Source organism: Sorangiineae bacterium MSr12523 (assembly GCA_037157775.1).
GTDB lineage: Bacteria > Myxococcota_A > Polyangia > Polyangiales > Polyangiaceae > Pendulispora > Pendulispora brunnea.
In genome coordinates this window covers 4,344,411-4,363,571 of sequence record CP089982.1, presented here as the reverse complement: position 1 = coordinate 4,363,571, position 19,161 = coordinate 4,344,411, and the positions used below count along the sequence as shown (strand labels likewise).

Annotated in this window: 10 protein-coding genes; 9 read left to right on the top strand and 1 reads right to left on the bottom strand. The window is 66.1% G+C overall.

The genetic code is table 11. The annotated features are described in order from the left end of the window. Positions 1–15: 15 nt before the first annotated feature. From LZC95_17230 to LZC95_17190, 9 genes are all read left to right on the top strand, one after another. Entirely contained in the window at positions 16–915 is a 900-nt protein-coding gene (locus LZC95_17230) for a hypothetical protein (GenBank protein ID WXA98563.1), read from the top strand. After that, entirely contained in the window at positions 912–2,129 is a 1,218-nt protein-coding gene (locus tag LZC95_17225; protein ID WXA98562.1) for an argininosuccinate synthase, read from the top strand. The genes LZC95_17230 and LZC95_17225 overlap by 4 nt, the downstream gene beginning before the upstream one ends. Further along, the gene (gene argH, locus LZC95_17220) at positions 2,126–3,538 is read left to right on the top strand and encodes an argininosuccinate lyase (protein ID WXA98561.1); all 1,413 of its coding nucleotides are present in this window, start codon (positions 2,126–2,128) and stop codon (positions 3,536–3,538) included. The genes LZC95_17225 and argH overlap by 4 nt, the downstream gene beginning before the upstream one ends. Beyond that, complete coding sequence (locus tag LZC95_17215; protein ID WXA98560.1) at positions 3,535–3,747, top strand: MbtH family NRPS accessory protein; 213 nt, start codon at positions 3,535–3,537, stop codon at positions 3,745–3,747. Before argH ends, LZC95_17215 begins: the two co-directional genes overlap by 4 nt. Then, positions 3,744–4,967, top strand: a complete 1,224-nt coding sequence (locus LZC95_17210) for an MFS transporter (protein ID WXA98559.1) — start codon at positions 3,744–3,746, stop codon at positions 4,965–4,967. Before LZC95_17215 ends, LZC95_17210 begins: the two co-directional genes overlap by 4 nt. Before the next feature lie 59 nt (positions 4,968–5,026). Beyond that, complete coding sequence (locus LZC95_17205; GenBank protein ID WXA98558.1) at positions 5,027–5,704, top strand: hypothetical protein; 678 nt, start codon at positions 5,027–5,029, stop codon at positions 5,702–5,704. A gap of 103 nt (positions 5,705–5,807) precedes the next feature. Next, entirely contained in the window at positions 5,808–13,691 is a 7,884-nt protein-coding gene (locus tag LZC95_17200; protein ID WXA98557.1) for an amino acid adenylation domain-containing protein, read from the top strand. Then, positions 13,688–14,467, top strand: a complete 780-nt coding sequence (locus LZC95_17195) for an alpha/beta fold hydrolase (GenBank protein ID WXA98556.1) — start codon at positions 13,688–13,690, stop codon at positions 14,465–14,467. Before LZC95_17200 ends, LZC95_17195 begins: the two co-directional genes overlap by 4 nt. After that, on the top strand, positions 14,464–18,492 hold the full coding sequence (locus LZC95_17190) for an amino acid adenylation domain-containing protein (protein WXA98555.1): 4,029 nt from the start codon (positions 14,464–14,466) through the stop codon (positions 18,490–18,492). The genes LZC95_17195 and LZC95_17190 overlap by 4 nt, the downstream gene beginning before the upstream one ends. Here LZC95_17190 and LZC95_17185 read toward each other — a convergent pair whose 3' ends face one another. After that, a complete protein-coding gene (locus LZC95_17185) occupies positions 18,493–19,047 on the bottom strand; it encodes a TetR/AcrR family transcriptional regulator (GenBank protein WXA98554.1) in 555 nt (184 codons plus the stop codon). Positions 19,048–19,161: the final 114 nt, after the last annotated feature.

Sequence of the window (19,161 nt, the reverse complement as noted above, 5' to 3'; positions counted from 1 at the left end):
CGAGGAGCCTACTTCATGAAAACGGACGAGAAACGCCGCGTGGTTGCGTGCGTCGACAATCGGGTCGGATACGAAGCATTGCGCATTCTTCTATCGAACGAGGGAACGGAGCTCTGCGCCGTCATCGTCCACCCCGAGAAGACCATTTCCTGGGGCACGGAGATTCGCGCGCTCTGCGAGAAACATGACGTCCCCGTATTCGACGTCGAAGAAGCCCGGCTCGAATTCGACGAGCTCGTCGGGCACTTGGAGCCGGACTTCCTTCTCAGCATCTATTACGATTACATTCTCGACGATCGATTCTTGAGCCTTCCCAAGATCGACGCGATCAATCTGCATCCTGGCTATTTACCTTACAACAAAGGATTCTATTATTACGTTTGGTCGGTGCTCGACGGCACGCCCGCCGGCGTCAGCCTGCACCGCATGGTGGCGGAGGTCGACAAGGGCGATGTGATTGCCCAGGCCCGTGTGCTGGTGACGCCCGAAGATACGGGCGAGACGCTGTATCGAAAACACGAGGACGAGGCCATTCGGCTTTTTCGAAGTACTTGGCCAGCCATCGTGCACGAGGAATACAAACTTTATCCGCAAGCCCACCCCGGAACGCACCACAAGCTGCGGGAAATGCGCGCCCTTCTCAACCTCGACCCGCATGCGACCACCACGGCGCGCGAGCTCATCGACACGCTGCGCGTATGCACCTTTCCCGGGCGCGCCGGGTGCACGATTGCGCTCGACGGGCGAACGTACCAAATCAATTTGAGCCTCCGCGAAGTGCGCGACACCGCTGCGTCACTTCCAGGGAAGCGTCCCGCCAAATCGTCCGATGCGGCGGAACGCTCGACGTCCACCAACCTCACGGTGTCGCCCAGCGCCGCCGTGTCTCGCAACATGGCAGGAGCGAATTCATGAATCCCAATCACATCGTACTTGCATATTCCGGCGGCCTGGACACTTCCGCGGCACTTCGCTTCCTCAAAGAGCGCTTCGGCTGCAAGGTCACGGCGTATTGCGCCAACCTCGGCCAGCGCGAAGACTGGAAAAAGCTGGAGCATCGCGCGAAAGCTGCCGGCGCCGACGTGTTCTACGTCGACGACGTGCGCGGCCACTTCATCGAGAACTTCGTCTTTCCGGCCCTCAAGGCCAATGCCGTGTACGAGAGCCACTACCTCATGGGGACGCCCCTCGCGCGCCCGGTCATCGTCGAGGGCATGATCGCGTATGCGCGGCGCGAAGGCGGCGATGCCCTGGCCCACGGTTGCACCCCGAAGGGCAATGACCAGGTCCGATTCGAACTTTCGGCCATCCTGCTGGACAAGTCGCTGCCCACGATTGCGCCGTGGCGCCTGTGGGATCTCGCGTCGCGCGAAGACCTACTTCAATATTGCGCCAAGCACGACATTCCCATTCAGCACAGCAAAGAAGATCTCTTCTCGCACGACGAGAACCTGGTGCACCTCACCACCGAGGGCGAATACCTCGAGGAAATCGAGAACGCCTTCCAATGGCAACACGCGAGCTGGATCACCCCGCCCACCAAGGCGCCGGACCAAGTCGAGCGGCTGACCATCGATTTTCGCGAGGGTGTGCCGGTGGCCGTCAACGGCGAGAAGCTCTCGCCGGTCGACATCATCGTGAAGCTCAATGCGGCGGGCGCGCGCAACGGCGTGGGGCTGCAGGACATCATCGAAAACCGCATCAACGGGATGAAGGTGCGCGGCGTATTCGAGAATCCGGCATTGGTCATTCTGCACAAGGCCCACCGCGGTCTGGAATGCGCCACCCTGAGCGGCGAAGTCGCCCGCGTGCGCGATCTGGTGGTGAACGAGTACAGCCAAATCGTCTACAAAGGCCTGTGGTTCGCGCCGGAGCGCAAGGCCATCCAAGCCATGGTGGACTACAGCCAGCGCCACGTCAGCGGCGAGGTCTCCATCGACCTTTACAAAGGATCGTGCACCGTCGCCGCCGTGCGCAGCGAGCATTCGCTCTATTCGCGCGACTTGGTCACCCTGCATCGCGGCGTGGAATTCAGCGGCGACGATGCCACCGGCTTTTTGCGCACCATGGCCCTTCGCTACCAAATCGAGGGCGACCGCGAACTCCGTATGGCGCGGGGTAGTCGATGAAGGCGCCCTCGAATCCGTGGGCGGGCCGCTTTCGCGAGGGCATGTCCGACAGGCTGGTGCGCTTCAACACGAGCCTGCCTATCGAGACCCGCCTGTTCGAGGCCGACGTGCGCGCATCCATGGCCCACGTGTCGATGCTGAGCGCGACGGGCTTGCTCACCGCCGAAGAAGGCGCGGCGCTGGAACGGGGGCTCGGCGCCATCCGCGAAGAATGGCTCGCCGGCCGCATCGAGCTCGATCCCGAGCTCGAAGATATCCACATGAACCTCGAGATGCTTTTGACCCAGCGTCTCGGCGAGGTGGGAAAGAAGGTCCACACCGCGCGCAGCCGCAACGATCAGCAGGCCGCGGCGCAGCGGATCTTCTTCAAAGAGTCCACGTTGCATCTGGCCGAGCGCGTGAAGCTCCTCGAGCGCACCTTGCTCGACCATTGCAAACGACATGGCCATCTGGTCATGCCCTCGTATACGCACTTGCAGCGCGCGGAGTTCACCAGCTACGCGCACTGGGCAAGCACCTACGTGGTCATGCTGGACCGCGACCGGACGCGCCTCCTCGACGGCGTCCGCCGTGCCGACGAGTGCCCGCTGGGAGGGTGCGCCTCCACCGGGAGCTCGCTGGGCATCGACCGCTGGAAGACCGCCACGCAGCTCGGCTTCCGGCGGCCCACGATGCACAGCATCGATTCGGTGTCGGACCGCGATTATCTGGTGGAGTTCACCGCGCACGCGGCGCTTCTCATGGTCCACCTCTCGCGGTTCGCCGAGGAGATCATCATCTTCACCTCGCAGGAATTCGGCTTTTTGCGGCTGGCGGATGCCTATTGCACGGGCAGCTCCATCATGCCGCAAAAGAAGAATCCCGACGTGCTCGAGCTGGTGCGCGGAAAGGCGGCAACGGCCATGGGAGACGCCATGAGCCTCCTCGCCTTGGTGAAGAATTTGACGCTCGGGTACAACAAGGACGTCCAGGAGGACAAGACGTCGTGGTTTTCGGCCTTGGATGCGTGCGTCTCCAGCGTCGACATCATGAGCGACATCGTTCGCACGATGGAACCCGTCGCCCATCGAATGCGCGAGGCCACGCGCAGCGGGCACATTCTCGCGACCGAATATGCCAATTATCTGGTGCGCCGCGGGCTTCCCTTCCGGGAAGCGCACCACGTCGTCGGCGAGTTGGTGCGCAAAGCCGAAGACCGCGGCGTCGACGTCTCCGAGCTCGAGCTGGCCGAGCTCCGCGCCGCCTGCCCCCATTTCGCGGACGACGTGCGCGAGCTGACCATCGAGGGTGTCATCCGTGGAAAGAACTCCGCCGGCTCCTGCGGCTCGGAAGCCATGGCGCGACTCTACGACGAACTGGAAAGCCTACTCGACGAACCAAAGGAGAACGAACAAGGAACCAAAACATGAGTCGAGATGACGACAAATCAATCTACAAAGTCGTAGTCAATCACGAAGAACAATATTCCATTTGGCCGAATGCGCGGGACAATGCTCTAGGGTGGAACGACGCTGGAAAGGTCGGCACCAAAGAAGAATGCCTCGCGTACATCAAGGAGGTGTGGACAGACATGCGTCCCCTGAGTTTGCGCACGGCGCAGAATGCGAGCGCCGTATGAATCAAGACGACCTGCGCATGCCCGGCAGCGGAAACATTTGGCAGAATCGGAGCTTCCTGCTGCTCTTTGCCGGTGAAGGTATATCGGCACTCGGCGACGCGGTGACGATGACGGCCATTCCGTTGATTGTCATTCAGGAAACCGGGTCGGGGACGCAGGTCGGCATCGTGGCCCTTCTGCAGTTCATTCCGCAGGTAGCATTCTGTCTGCTGGCAGGGGCATTGGCCGATCGATGGAATCGGCGTCGTATGATGCTCGCATCCAACGTGGGGCGTGCCCTGCTCACCGCGTTGATTCCCCTCGCCAGCATCCTCGGGCGGCCGGTGGTACCGCTGCTTTATCTCGTGGCGGTACCGCTCGGTCTTCTCAGTGCGATGTTTGCAGCCGGATACCAGGCGGCGCTTCCGAGCCTCGTGCGAAAAGAGCAGCTCGGAACGGCCGCCGGGTATGTCAACGCCTCGGTCACCCTCGGCTACATCATGGGGCCGGCCCTCGCCGGGGCGTTGGCCCATACCCTGGGCGCGGGCACCACCATGGCCATCGACGCGATGACGTTTCTCGTGTCGGTGACCTTGCTCGCCTTCCTACGGGTCCCCGCCCACGCGCTCGATTCCGTGAAACCGAGCATCCTCGGTGAATTGTGGGAGGGCGTCGCGTTCACGTTTCGTCAGCCATCGATGCGCGTGCTCACGTCGCTGGTGCTGCTCGAGTCCGTGGCGAGTGCGCCATTGGTCACGGCCATCACGGTGCACGTCGTTCGCCATGGAATGTCGTCGGCCGTGCTCGGGACGATCCTCTCCGCGGGTGGCCTGGGCGCCGCCACGGGGTATGCGCTCGGCGGAAAGCTTGCCCACGGCCGCGCCAAACCGGTGCTGCTCGGGAGCTTGGCCGGCGCGGGCCTCGTCAATCTGTTCATTGGTCATTTCACATCGCCGCTGCCGCTCATTGCCGGCGTCTTTCTCTCGAGCGCGTTGAACGCGTCGTTTCTTAGCGTCAACCTCGCCCTGCGACTGACACTCATCCCCGACGAACTGCAAGGCCGTGCGGGCAGCACCATGCAAACCTTCGCCATGGCCGCCATGGGCATTGGAACGCTCCTCGGCGGAGCCCTCATCGATTGGACGAGCGGCGCCTCCGCCATTCGCGCATCCGGTGCGGCATGCATTCTCGTGGGCTGCGCTTTCGCAAGGGCCGCACCGTACCCGGAGGTCCCCGCATGAACCGGTCGCAGAATGAGAGATCCATGGCAGATGAGGCCTATGAGGGCCGTAAGGCCCGAATGAATACGACGCCATCCACGCAAGCCCCCACCCTGATGGCCCGCGCCCGCAATTGGCTTTACCGCAAAGGCCCCGAGCCGGCGCCTGGTCAATGGGCACGATTGTACGGGTACCTGCGCGACTTGCACGAACACGAGCCGCGCATCCTCCCCGCATTGCAACCCATCGCGGGCCTGCCTGACAGCTTTGCCCTGCTGGAGTTTCACCATCCGACGTTGCGCATCTACAGCGGCCGCGAAATCATCTTGTTCGACGAAAGCCGTTATCTCTATTACCGACTGCCGGGCGCGCTTCCCAACGGCAGCGGCTTCGTCGAGCCGGGGCGTTACCGATTGCGTTGCCGTGCCCCGCGCGACGAGCACGATCGCATTCTCGAATTGGAGAAGACCGGCGACACGTCCTTTCGCTTGTTGGGGCAGGAGAAGCGCGTGCTCGAACAGGCCGCGCCGCCGAAGGCTGGAGAGCTCGATTACTCGTGGATCGTCGGCGAGCTGGAAGACCTCGTGGTGCGCTGGCTGCAATGGCATACGTGCGCATTGGCCATGTGCAGCCTTCGCCTTTCGCAGCCGACGAACCGCGCCATTCTGCATCTCGCGCGCCGTGCACCGCGCGACTGCCCACGCTTGGCCAACGAAGCCGACACGCTGGCGCGTGCCATATTGACACCGAGGAAATAACGATTTTCGCGCGCGCCACCCTTTTTCAGTATCTATCGAACGACCGGTAAAAACTTTCCTGTCGGCCGCTTGACTTGGCTTGCCAAGCTGGAATGGGTAGCCCATGCGGCGAGAGGACTTCCGAACGTTTGGTGGCGTACTTTGCCGTCGCGCAGAGCTCCATCCAGATGCCTTGGCTTACAGCTTTCTCGGAGATGGCGAGACCGAGACCGACCGGTTGACCTTTTCCGAACTGGACGCGCGCGCCCGCGCCATCGCTGCACGACTGAGCCGTGAAGGCGCCTTCGGTCGACCGGTTCTGCTGTTGTACCCACCGGGGTTGGACTACGTGGCCGGCTTCTTTGGCTGCCTGTACGCCGGCGCCATCGCGGTCCCGCTCTATCCACCGGATCCGCGCCGCGTGTCGCGCACCCTTCCGCGCCTTCTCGCGGTGGTGGCGGACGCCGGCTCGGAACTGGCGCTCACCACCGACGACATCCGCGTGGTGCTCGAGGGCTACGTGGAGCAGGCCCCGGCGCTGCGCACGATGCGGTGGATCGTCACGGACCGCGGCCTCGATCCCGCGCCGCACTTCGACCCGCGCGAGGAGCCCGAGGGGCTCGCGTATTTGCAATACACGTCCGGATCGACGGGCGATCCAAAGGGCGTGATGGTCACGCACGCCAACCTGCTCGAGAACTGCGCCGACATGAGCGAGGTTTGGCGGCTCGACGAACAGAGTCGCATGGTCTCGTGGCTGCCGCTGTTCCACGACATGGGACTCATCGCGGGCATGCTCTTGCCGCTGTACCTGGGCAATCCCACGCAGCTGATGTCGCCGCTGTCCTTCGTGGCGAATCCGGTGCACTGGTTGCGCGCCATCGATCGATTCGGCGGCACCATCAGCGGCGCGCCCAATTTCGCCTACGATCTTTGCGTGGCGAAAGTCCGCGAGGCGGACCGCGACACGTTGGATTTGAGCCGATGGCGAACCGCTTTCAACGCCGCCGAGCCGGTTCGAGCGAGCACGATCCGCAAGTTTACCGAGACGTTCGCCTGGTCGGGGTTTCGCCGCGACACATTTTATCCAAGCTATGGACTCGCCGAGGCGACGTTGATCGTCACCGCCGGTAAACCGGCGCGGGTCAGTCGGACGCTCTGGGTCGACGCCGAGGCACTCGGCCAAGGACGGCTCGCGGTCACCTCGCCCGCGGCGCCGGGCGCGAAGGAGCTCGCAAGCTGCGGCACCGTGGTCCCCAGCCAGGAATTGGCCATCGTGGATCCCGACACGCGGGCGGCGTGTGCGGATGGCGAAATTGGCGAGGTCTGGGTGCGCGGGCGCGCCGTCACCCGCGGCTACCGCCATCGGCCGGAGGAAAATGAGCGCACGTTCCTCGCGCGCACCGAGACCGGTGAAGGCCCTTACCTGCGCACGGGTGATTTGGGCTTTCGGTACGAGGGCGAGCTGTATTTGGCATCGCGGCACAAGGACCTGATCATCGTCCGCGGGCGCAATCATTATCCGCAGGACCTCGAGCGCGCCTCGGAAAACAGCGATCCGATGCTGCGTCTGGGCTGCGTGGCCGCCTTTGCCACCGAGGACGATGCGCGCGTGATCGTCCTGCAGGAGGTGCGCGAGGAAGGCACCGACGCGGACTACGCCCGTGCGATGCAGGCCATTCGCATCGCCGTCGCGGAAGAGTGCGAGGTGCGGCTGGCGGAGGTGGCCCTGGTCGCGCGCGGCGAATTGTTCAAGACGTCCAGCGGCAAAATTCAGCGCCGTTTGTGCCGCAGCCGCTACCTGGAGGGCGCACTGCGGGTGCTCGCCGTGCAGTCGCTGGACACGGAGGAGTCTTCAGACGAAGAGGTGGCGGCTCCGCCCGAGCTCCCCATCGAGTCGCGCGTGCGCCGTGTCGTTGGCCAAGCCCTGCGCGCGGAAACGGCGGAGATCGATGCGCAGACGCCCCTCGTCGCGTTGGGTCTGGATTCGCTGACGTCGATCGAGGTGTGCAATGCGCTGGCCGCGGAATTCGGCATGCACATCGAGCAGGTCGACCTGTTGGATCGCATGACCCTGGCCGCGCTGATGGCGCGCGTCGGCACGAGCACGGAAGCGAGCGCGCCCGCCGTCCCCGTCGCGGCGATGGAAGCCACGCCGGAGGCGGACTTGTCCCCGGGGCAGCGCGCGCTTTGGTTCCTGCACCAGCTCGAGCCCGAGAGCCCTTCGTACAACCAGATCTTCGCGGCCAACGTCCGCAGCGCGCTCGATGTGCAGGCGCTGCACGCGGCGCTGGATCGCCTCGTTTCGAGGCACGCGGTGCTGCGCACCACCTACGGCGAACGCGAAGGTAAGCCCTTCCAACGCGTACACGAACGGCTGCCGGTGGCCTTCACCCACGTGGACGGTCGCACCTGGGACGAAGCGCGCGTCGAGGCCAAGCTTGCCGAGGAGACGCATCGCCCCTTCGACTTGATCGACGGGCCCGTGCTCCGCGTCTGCGTGATCGACCGGGGCGCGTGCGAGGCCGTGTTGCTTCTGGCGGTGCACCACATCGCCATGGACTTCTGGTCCCTGGGCATCCTCGTGGATGAATTGGGCACCTGTTACCGAGCCGCGCTCGAGGGTCGCGATCCCGAGCTGGGACCGGTCCCGCCGAGCTACGCGGCCTACGTGCACGCGACCCATGCCGCGCTGGAGGGCCCCGCCGGCGAAACGCATTGGGCGTATTGGCGCGAGGCTCTCGCGCACCGCCCGCCGGTGATCGACTTGCCCGCGGCCGCCCGGCGCCCTCCGGTCTGGACCAACCGGGGCGCAGCGCACACCTTCCACGTGCCGGCCGCACTCGCCGGGCCGCTCCGCGCACTGGCAAGCGCCGAGGGCGTCACCCTTTACACGGCGCTGCTGGCCGCGTTTCAAACGCTCCTGCACCGCCATGGCGCCGCCGAAGACATGGTGATCGGCTCGCCCACGGCGGGGCGGCGCAATCCCGCCTTGGCCGATACCCTCGGCTACTTCGTCAACCTCGTGCCATTGCGCGCCGATCTCTCCGGGCGGCCAAGCTTCCGCGAGCTTCTCGCGCGCACGAAGGGCATGGTGCTGGGCGCCCTCGCCCATCAAGACTACCCGCTCTCCGAGCTCGTCGACCGCCTTGGCGTGGAGCGCGATGCCAGCCGCTCGCCTTTGTTCGACGTCGTATTCCTGGTGCAGAAGCCCTACCGCATGCCCGACAGCCAAATGGTGCGTTTTGCGCTGGGCGAGCCGGGCGCGCGACTCGACGTGGGCGGTCTCGCGCTGGAATCCCGCGGGGTGGCGCAAAACCTGGCACGCTTCGATCTGGAGCTGTGGATCGTCGAAGAGGCGGATGGCTTGCTCGGATCCATCCGGTACGGCACCGATCTGTTCGACGCAGCCACGATTGCGCGCATGTCGCAGCACTTGGTTCGTCTTCTGGAGTCGGCCGTGCGCGAACCCGATCGCCCGGTGGCCGCGTTGCCGATGCTCGCCGAGGCCGAGCATGCCCAGATGGTGACGGCCTGGAACGATACCGCGCACCCCTACCCGGCGGATCGGTGCCTGCACGAGCTGTTCGAAGCCTCCGCCATTGCCACACCCGAGGCCACGGCGGTGCTCTTCGAAAACGAGCGCCTCGATTACCGAGAGCTCGATGCGTGGGCCAATCGCATTGCGCACCACCTCGTGGCGCAGGGCATCGGCCGCGGAAGCCCTGTGGCCGTCGTGCTCGATCGCAGCCTCGAGATGGTGCCCGCCCTTCTCGGCATTTTGAAGGCCGGCGGCACCTACGTGCCCATCGAGCCGTCCTATCCTGACGTGCGCATCGCCGACACCTGCCGCGCGCTCGACGTGGGCTATGTGCTCACCCAGATCGAACACGCCCCCAGGCTGGGCGCCTTGCTCGAGCCATGCGGCATCCTTTGCCTCGACGACCGCGCCGCATTGGCGGGGCGCCCTGCGACCAGCCCGGGATGTCCCGTGCGTCCCGAAGACCGAGCCTACGTCATCCTCACCTCCGGCTCGACGGGAACGCCCAAAGGCGTGGTCCTGCAACACCGCCCGGTGGTCAACACCATCGACTGGGTCAATCGGCGCTACGGCATCGGCGCGCGGGACCGAGTCCTCTTTCTCACGTCGCTCTGTTTCGATCTGTCGGTCTACGACGTTTTCGGTTTGCTCGCGGCGGGAGGATCGATCCGAATCGCATCGGCGCGCGATGTCACCGATCCGACGCGATTGCTCGACTGGCTCTGTTCCGGTGAAATCACCTTCTGGGATTCGGCGCCCGCCGCCTTGCGCCAACTGGCGCCCTTCCTCGAGACTGCAGATTACGACTGGAGCAAAAGCCGTTTGCGGCTCGTGTTCCTTTCCGGCGATTGGATCCCCGTCACCTTGCCCGGCCAGATCGCCGCGCGCTTCCCCAAGGCCCGCGTGGTCGGCCTGGGCGGTGCCACGGAGGCCGCCATCTGGTCGAACTTCCACGACATCGAGCGCGTCGACCCTGCGTGGCCGAGCATCCCCTACGGCCGCCCGATCCAGAATGCGCGCTACTATGTGCTCGATGCCGATCGGCATCCGTGTCCGATCGGCGTGCCCGGCGAGTTGTACATCGGCGGCGAGTGCCTCGCCCTGGGCTACGCCGGCGATCCCGACTTGAGCGCGGCGAAGTTCGTGCCCGATCCGTACGGCCTGCGTCCCGATGCGATCATGTACCGCACGGGCGATCGCGCGCGCTTCTGGGCCGATGGGACCATCGAGTTTCTCGGCCGCGTCGACGCCATGGTGAAGGTGCGCGGCTACCGCGTGGAACCCGGCGAAATCGAGACGTTGCTGAACCAGCATCCGCGCGTGCGCGAGGCCGCGGTCATGGCCCGGGGCGAGCGCACGGACAGCAAGCTAGTCGCCTACGTCACACCCGCTGCGGAAACGACGGAAGGTCCGTCCGCGGCACGGATCGATGAGTGGACGAAGGTCTTCGACGACGTCTACGCCAGCGCACCCGATGTCGAGGACCCATCGTTCAACTTGGCCGGGTGGGTCGACGGACACACGGGACTGCCCTTTCCTTCCGAAGACATGCGCGAATGGGTCGATACCACGGTCGCGCGGATCCTCGAGCTGGCACCGCAGCGCGTGCTGGAGATCGGCTGCGGCACGGGCCTCTTGCTCGCGCGCGTGGCCCCGCACTGTCGCCATTACCTCGCCACGGACGTATCGGCGACCGCGCTGGCGCATGTCCGCGAGCGCGTCCTGACCCCCGAGCTCGCAGCCCGCGTCGAACTGCAGCAACTCGGTGCGGACCAATTGGGTGCGCTCGGCGAGCGCCGTTTCGATCTGGTCGTGATCAACTCGGTGGCGCAGTACTTCCCGAGCCTCGATTACCTCGTCGACGTTGTGCGCGCGGCGGCGGCCATGCTGGCCCCGGGAGGCGCTATTTTCCTGGGCGACGTCCGCAATCTCGCTTTGGCAGAAGCACTTCGCCTGTCCGTGCAACTCCATCGCGCAGACGATGCGATGCCCGTCGAATCGCTGCTGCGGCATGCGACGGCCGCCGAAGAACGCGAGCGCGAGCTGCTCCTGCATCCGGCGTTGTTCTCCGAGCTGACGGTGCGCCTGCCCGGGCTTGCATCCGCCAAGGTGCTGCTCAAACGCGGCGCGAGCCGCAACGAGCTCACGCGGTTCCGTGTCGATGCGATCCTGTCGACATGCGAGACGCCGGCCCCGACCCGCTGGGCGTGGCACGGCGAGGCGCTGACCGACATGGCAGCCCGAATTGCCTCGGAGCGGCCGGCAAAGGTGCGCATCACGGATCTGCCCGACGATCGCCTCGCCACATTGAGCCACGCGCGGCACGTTCTCCAGGCGGAGCGGCCCGCGACCGTTGGGGGGTTGCGTGCCGCGATGCGTGCCGCATCCGGCATCGATCCGGAGACGGCCTGTCGGCTGGTGGAGCATCTGCCCGGCGGTGCGGAGTCGTGGTCCGCCGAGGCGCATTGGCCGGAGTCGGGCGCCGCGGGTCGGTTCGACCTCGTGGTGGCGGATCGACGCGCCCCCGCGGGCGCTCTCCTCGAAAGGAGAATCGGCTCCGGACTGGATTGGTCCGCCCTCGCGAACGTGCCGGCGCACCGCGAAAAGGACACACTCGTCGCGGCCTTGCGTGAGTACCTGCGCGAGCGCCTGCCCGAATACATGATTCCTTCCGCGTTCGTCCTTCTGCCCAATGGCCTCCCGGTCACGCGCAACGGCAAGCTGGATCGGCAGGCTTTGCCCGAGCCCGACGACGCGCGCGCGGCCGTGGACACGGAGTTCGTGCAGGCTACGAACCCCACGCAAGCCTTGCTCGCGAAGATCTGGAGCGAAGTCCTCGGGGTCGCCCAAGTGGGCGTGCACGATCGCTTCTTCGAGCTGGGCGGCGACTCCATACTTGGAATCCAGGTCGTCGCCAAGGCAGCCCGGCATGGCGTCCGCTTGGTTCCGCGGGATCTCTTTCAGCATCAGACGATCGCGGAACTCGCAGCGGCCGCGGATCGCGCGCGGCTTCGCACCGATGCGCTGGAGACCGAGACCGAGGCAGGCGAGCTGCCGCTCACACCGATACAGCATTGGTTCTTCGGGCTGGAGCTGCCGCAGCCAGGGCACTTCAATCAGTCCTTCGTCGTCGAAGCGACGGGGGACTTCTCTGTCGAGCGCCTCGAGCGCGCGGTCCAGCAGGTCTTCGGCCAGCACGATGCCCTGCGCATGCGCTACTGGCAGGATCGCGAGGGGTGGCACACGCGCTACGATCCGCACGCGCTGCCCGTCGTCATCGATCGCGCACTCGAGCCGGCGGACGTGCGGGCACTCGCGGCCGAGTACAATGCCAAGCTCGATGTGGTCGATGGGCCGCTGGCCCGGGTGGTGCTGTTTCATACCGCCGAAGGATCGTGCCGGCGGCTGCTCGTCGTCGTGCACCACCTCGCCATCGATGGAGTCTCGTGGTGGGTGCTGCTGGATCAACTGGGCTCGGCCCTGCGTGGCACCGAGAACGCGGCTCCGCCGGCCTCTTTCCGCCGATGGGCCAAGGCACTGACGCGCACGGCGGCGCGGCCCGAGCTCGCGCGCCAGATTCCGGAGTGGGCGCGCCTGCTCTCGGGGCCGGTGGATCCGTTGCCGGGGCAACATGGTCCGAACACGGAAGGGGCGGCCCGCACCGAGCGACGCGCCCTCGGGGAGGCGGAGACCGAGAGCCTGCTCACCCGGGCGAACACCGCGTACCGCACGCACACCGACGAGCTTCTCCTCACCGCGCTCGCGGGCGCGCTGCATCGTTGGGCCGGTATTCGCCGCGTACGCATCGATCTCGAGGGGCATGGCCGTGAAATGGATCCGTCGAGCATGCCCGACGCATCGAGCACGGTCGGCTGGTTCACCACCATCACGCCGCTGCGGCTCGACCTGCACGGCATCGACCCTTGGACCGAGCCCGGGCGCGCACTCACCGCCTTGAAAGAGCAGCGCCGCGCCGTGCCCGGTGGGCCCGCCGACTTCGGGCTTTTGCGCTACCTCGACGACGCTGGCAAGCGCGCCTTGGGCGAGCTCCCCGCCGCGAACATCGGATTCAACTACCTCGGACAGCTCGATCGCGTCGGAAATTCCACCTTCCGCCTCGCCCCCGAGGCAGCCGACCCCTGGCGAGGCGCCGCCAATCCTCGCCCCTACCCTCTGGAGATCAATTGCCACGTGCGACACGGCCGCTTCGAAATCGCCATCACGCATGACCCTCACCGCCACGATCCGGCAAGCGCCTCGGCGTTGGCTGACGCTTACGTCGGAGCCTTGCGCGCCCTGATTGCGCACTGTACGAGCGAAGGTGCCGGCGCCTATTCGCCGTCGGACTTCCCGGTGGCCGGATTGGATCAACGCCGGCTCGAGGCGGTGCTCGGTTCCTTCCGGCGCGCGCGGCAGGACAAGGCGCCGAAGCAACCCGCGCCGAGCGGCCCGACGGGGGAGCCATGAGCACGGCGCAAAGCTCTCCGTGGATCCCCGCGGGCCTGCCGCGTGCCACACCCGCCGATGGGCGGCCGCGCGTGCTCTGTTTCCACTACTCGGGAAAGGGCGCCAGCATGTTCCGCGATTGGCCGGCGCGCCTGGGCGAGGCCGCGGAGGTGGCGGCGATTCAATTGCCCGGCCGTGAGGACCGCTTGCGCGACACGCCCATCGCGGACATCGACGCGCTGCTCGCGGAGTTGGTCCCTGCGGTAAAGCCCTGGGTGGATGCCCCGTTCGTCCTGTTCGGGCACTGCATGGGCGCCCTGCTCGCCGCCGAATTGGCGGTGGCACTCCGCCGGCAATACGGCGTCCAGCCGCATGCGCTGGTGCTCTCGGCCGTCATCCCCGCCTGGCAGGAACGAGGCTCGTACGATTTGAGCCACCTCGGCGACGCAGCGCTGATCCGCGAGCTCCGTCAGCGGGGCTCGCTCACGCCGAAGATGCTCGCCGAACCGGCGCTTCTCACGTTCATTCTGCCGTCCACCCGCGCCGATTCGGCGCTGTGCGAGTCCATTCGCGCCAAGGGACGGCCCGAGAGGCCCTTGCTCGATTGCCCCCTCGTCCTTTACGCGGGCCGCACCGATAGCCGCTTCGAGCCGGAGGCGCTGCAGGCGTGGAAGGCGCTCAGCACCGGGCCTACGCGGCTCACCGTCTTCGAGGGTGACCACGGTTTTCTGGATGCGAACCCCAACGCGGTCATCGATGCCGTGCGCGCGGAACTACCCCGAGGAGGTCGCCCGTGAGCGCCGACGTCGAGGACATTTACCCGCTTTCTCCCTTGCAACAGGGCCTGCTGTTCCACGTGCTCTACGAGCCGGACACCGGCGTGTACCTGGAGCAACTCTGGATGACCCTGACCGGGCCCCTCGACGAGGCCCGATTGCGCGCAGCATGGGACCGCGTGATCGAGCGCCACCCCGCGCTGCGCACGGGCTTCGTCTGGGACGGTCTGGACGAACCCATGCAGATCGTCGTGCCCGCCGCCAGCGCACACACGGAATGGCAGCACGGCGACTGGCGCGGACTCGACGCGACCGAACGAGAGCGACGCCTCCAAGCCTTTCTCGCGGAGGACCGTACCCACGCGTTTCCTCTGGCCGAGCCCTCGCTGATGCGCCTCGCGCTTTTTCGCACCGGCGAACGCGAGCACCTTCTCGTGTGGACGATCCATCACCTGGTGGTCGATGGCTGGAGCCTTCCGCTCATTCTGGGCGAGGTCGGCGCGTACTACGAACACCGCGAGGCGACGTTGGCGCGCCGTCGGCCGTACCGCGATTACATCGCCTGGCAGCGCGCCGCGGATACGACCGAGGGGGAATCTTTCTGGCGCACGGAGCTCGCGGGCTTCACGCGACCGACCCGCATCGGTTACCAGCGCGAAACGCCCGGCCAGCCCGCCGCCGAGGGCATTCACGCCGATCTGCGCGTGGAGCTCGACGAAGAGACCTCCGCCGCGCTGCGCACGATGGCGCGTACCGAGCAGCTCACCTTGAACAGCGTCGTGCAGGGGGCGTGGGCGTACCTCTTGTCGGTCCATAGCGGCAAGACCGACGTGGTCTTCGGTGCCACCGTCTCAGGACGCCCCACCGAGCTGGCCGGTGCCGACGAGATGGTGGGCGCGTTCATCAATTCGCTGCCGGTTCGTGTATCGCTGCAGCCGGATCGGAGCGTGGCCGATTGGCTGCGCGATTTGCAAGCGCGGCAAGCGAAGGCGCGCCAATACGAGCACCTGCCGCTGGTGCGCATCCAAGCGTGCGCCGAGTTGCCCCCGGGAACGCCGTTGTTCGACACGCTACTCGGCTTCGAGAATTACCCGCTGCGGGAAAACCTCTTTCGCGGCACCGACAGCGGCCCGGCCTTGCGTCTGCTTGGTGGGACCTTTCACACGCACTACCCGCTCACGGTGCTGTTCATCCCCGACGAGAAGCTCGGCATCCACGCCCTCTACGACACCCGGCGTTTGGACCGCGATTCGGTGCAGCATGTCCTGAATCAACTGCGCACCCTGCTGCGGAACATGGCGCAGCGCCCTCGCCGATCGCTGCGCGAGTTGTCGCTGCTCACCGACAGCGAACGCGCCGCGCTCACCCGGCGCCAGCCCGCCGATTTGCCCGTGCCGGAAGTGACCCTTCTCGACATGGTCGAGGCCCAGATCCGCGAACGCCCCGAGGTCGTTGCGGTGGTGGCCGGCACCGAGCAACTCCGTTATGCGGAATTGGATGCGCGCGCCAATGCACTCGCCCACCGCCTGCGCGCAGCCGGCTGCACGCGCCAGACGCTCGTCGCCGTTTGCTTGCCGCGGGGCATCGATCTCATCGTCGCGTTGCTTGCCGTGTTCAAGGCCGGCGGTGCCTACCTGCCCTTGGATCCCGACAACCCGAGCGAGCGACTCGCCTTCCTCCTGCGCGATTCTGCCGCGCCCATCGCGCTCGTTCATTCCGACACCGCCGGCCTCCTTCCGGCCTTCACGGGCACCACGCTGGCCGTCGATGCCCCCAGCGAGGAGGAGCTGTGGACCGGCAGCGTTCCCACCCCGGACGATCTCGCCTACGTCATCTACACCTCGGGCTCCACTGGCACCCCGAAGGGTGTGCGCGTCCATCATCGAAACGTCGTTGCCCTGTTTGCAGCCACGGCCTCGTGGACCTCGTTCGATCACCGTGATACGTGGACGCTTTTCCACTCGCCGGCCTTCGATTTCTCGGTCTGGGAAATCTGGGGCGCCCTCGTCCATGGCGCGAAGCTCGTCATCGTCCCCTTCGACGTGAGCCGAAATCCGCCGCGTTTCGCCGAGCTCCTCCTCGAGCAACGGGTCACGGTGCTCAATCAAACGCCGTCGGCGTTTCGTCACCTCGTGCGCGCCATCGACAAGGCCCAGGACGGCTTCGCCCATCGCCTCCGCCTCGTCATCTTCGGCGGCGAAGCCTTGGCCCCCGCCGACATCGCGCCTTGGTTCGCGCGCTTCGGTCACGAGCGACCGCGTCTCGTCAACATGTACGGAATCACCGAGACCACGGTGCACGTCACGCATCACGTTCTTACGGACGACGGCGACACGCCCCTTGGCCAGCCCATCACCGGCACGCGGGTCCATCTGCTCGATCGGTACGGCAATCCCGTGCCGGACGGCATCGTCGGCGAAATTCACGTCAGTGGCCCTGGAGTTTCCGCGGGCTACCTGCATCGCCCCGAGCTCACCGCCGAACGATTCCGCCTCGATCCCTTCGCCGAGAACCGCGACGCGCGCATGTACCGCTCCGGCGATCTCGCCCGCTACCGGGCCGGCGGCACGCTGGAATTCCATGGTCGCCTGGACGAGCAGGTCCAGATCCGCGGCTTCCGCGTCGAGCTCGGGGAGATCGAGGCCGCCCTGAGCAAGCACCCCGCAATCGGCGAGGCCGCCGTGCTCGCGCACACCGTCGATGGCGAGCCGCACTTGTTGGCCTTCCTCGTCCCCTCCGAGCCGGAGGCGTCCCCGGTGCGCCGGCTGCGCGCCCTCACCGAACGCGAGGAGCACACCACGCTCGACTTGCCCGATGGCAGCACCGTCTTTGCCGTGAACCGTTCCGAAACGGAGTTCATGGCCCGCGAAATCTTCACCGATGCGGTCTACCTCCAGGGCGGCATCACCTTGCCGGACGACGCCTGCGTCCTCGACGTCGGCGCCAACATCGGCCTCTTCGACCTGTTCGTGGCCCAACACTGCGCACGACCCCGCATCTTCGCCTGCGAACCCATGCCGCCGCTGCGTGAGGTGCTCGCACGCAACCTCGAGGTGCACGGCATCCCCGCCACCATGTTGCCGTACGGTCTGGGCGCCGCCGAGGACACCGTCACCTTCGGTTACTACCCCTATGCCACGGTGCTATCGGGCCAATTCGCCGATCCTGCCGACGAGCGCGACGTCGTCCGCGCCTTCCTCGTGCAGCAATTGGAGTCCCAGGGCGTGCACCTCGCCGACGACGTCCTCGACGAGCTCCTCGCCGAACGCCTCACCACCGAGTCGCACCGCTGCCGCATCCGCCCGCTGAGCGACGTCATCGCCGAGCACGGCCTCACGCGCATCGACTTGCTCAAAATCGACGTCGAGAAGAGCGAGCTCGATGTGCTGGCCGGCATCCGCGAGGAGGACTACCCGAAGATCGCCCAAATGGTCATCGAGGTGCACGATGTGAATGGGCGCCTCGCGCAGGTCACGGCCCTGCTGCATCGCCACGGATACCGCACCACCGTCCTTCGCGATCCGCAGCTCACCACCACGGGCCTCTACAACGTCTACGCTCGCCGGCCCGATGCGCCGGCCGCCGGCTCCAGCGCACCACCTGCGCGCTGGCGCGGTGCGAACCGCCTGCTCGCCGACGTGCGCACGTTCGCCGCCGAGCAACTCCCCTATTACATGCTTCCCACGCGCTGGACCTTGGTCGACCGCATTCCATTGACCCGCAATGGCAAGCGCGATGTGGCAGCCCTGTCCGAACTGGCCGGGCAGCGCCCGAGCGCGCAGGCGGACTACGCAGCCCCCATCGGCACCACGGAAATCGCCCTCGCGGAAATTTGGGTCGAAGTCCTCGGTGTCGCCCGGGTCGGGCGCGCTGACAATTTTTTCGCGCTGGGAGGCCACTCCTTGCTGGCCACCCAAGTCGTAGGGCGCATCCGAGAGACCTGCGAGATCTCCCTTCCCCTGCACCAAATCTTCTCCAAGCCCACCTTGACTGAGCTGGCCGAGGCCATCGAGCAGCTACGCGAAGTATTCCCGCGTAGCGGGTGATCACTCGAGGCTGCGGCGCACCTCGTTCAAGATCTCTTCGGACAGCTCGTCGTCGCTCACGCCGCGCGCGAGAACGATGGCGCCGACCATGGCCGCCATGCTGTGGATCGCTTGGCTGCGCGCACTGCGTTTGCCCTTCCAAGGCAAGTGGCGCGCGCTCGTCGAGATGATGTTTCGAACGTATTCCGTGAAGGCCTGCCGAAGCCCCGCCTCTCGGCTGCATTCCGGACCGAGCGAGGCGCTGAGGCAACCCGCACCCGGTGCGTCCCGATGCTCCGTGGAGAGGTACGCCGCGAAGAACTCCGCTTTGCCGCGCTCCGACGATGGCACGGCCTCCAACTCGGCAATCGCTTTCGCCGCGATGTGCTGAATGCACGCTTCCATCAGCGCCTGCTTCGAGGCGAAGTGGTTGTAGAACGGACCGTGCGTGAGGCCGGTGGCCTCCATGAGCTCGCTCACGCTGACCCCCGAAAAGCCGCGCTCGCGAAACAGCTTCGAAGCCTCGTCCAAGATGCGCTGGTGCTTCTCTGCCGTTTCGGCGGGCGGGTATCGCATGAGGGCTCTCCTACTTCGGCGCGTCGAATGCGCCTTGACCTCAAACATGATCACCATCATGAATGGTGGTGTCAAACATGATGACCATCATGCTTGCAGGCACAAGGAGATGCT

Excerpts from the sequence above, each read along its gene's own strand:
- LZC95_17195 (WXA98556.1), top strand. The coding sequence starts at position 13,688 with ATGAGCACGGCGCAAAGCTCTCCGTGGATCCCCGCGGGCCTGCCGCGT.
- LZC95_17230 (WXA98563.1), top strand. The coding sequence starts at position 16 with ATGAAAACGGACGAGAAACGCCGCGTGGTTGCGTGCGTCGACAATCGG.
- argH (WXA98561.1), top strand. The coding sequence starts at position 2,126 with ATGAAGGCGCCCTCGAATCCGTGGGCGGGCCGCTTTCGCGAGGGCATG.
- LZC95_17185 (WXA98554.1), bottom strand. The coding sequence starts at position 19,047 with ATGCGATACCCGCCCGCCGAAACGGCAGAGAAGCACCAGCGCATCTTG.
- LZC95_17215 (WXA98560.1), top strand. The coding sequence starts at position 3,535 with ATGAGTCGAGATGACGACAAATCAATCTACAAAGTCGTAGTCAATCAC.
- LZC95_17205 (WXA98558.1), top strand. The coding sequence starts at position 5,027 with ATGAATACGACGCCATCCACGCAAGCCCCCACCCTGATGGCCCGCGCC.
- LZC95_17225 (WXA98562.1), top strand. The coding sequence starts at position 912 with ATGAATCCCAATCACATCGTACTTGCATATTCCGGCGGCCTGGACACT.
- LZC95_17200 (WXA98557.1), top strand. The coding sequence starts at position 5,808 with ATGCGGCGAGAGGACTTCCGAACGTTTGGTGGCGTACTTTGCCGTCGC.
- LZC95_17210 (WXA98559.1), top strand. The coding sequence starts at position 3,744 with ATGAATCAAGACGACCTGCGCATGCCCGGCAGCGGAAACATTTGGCAG.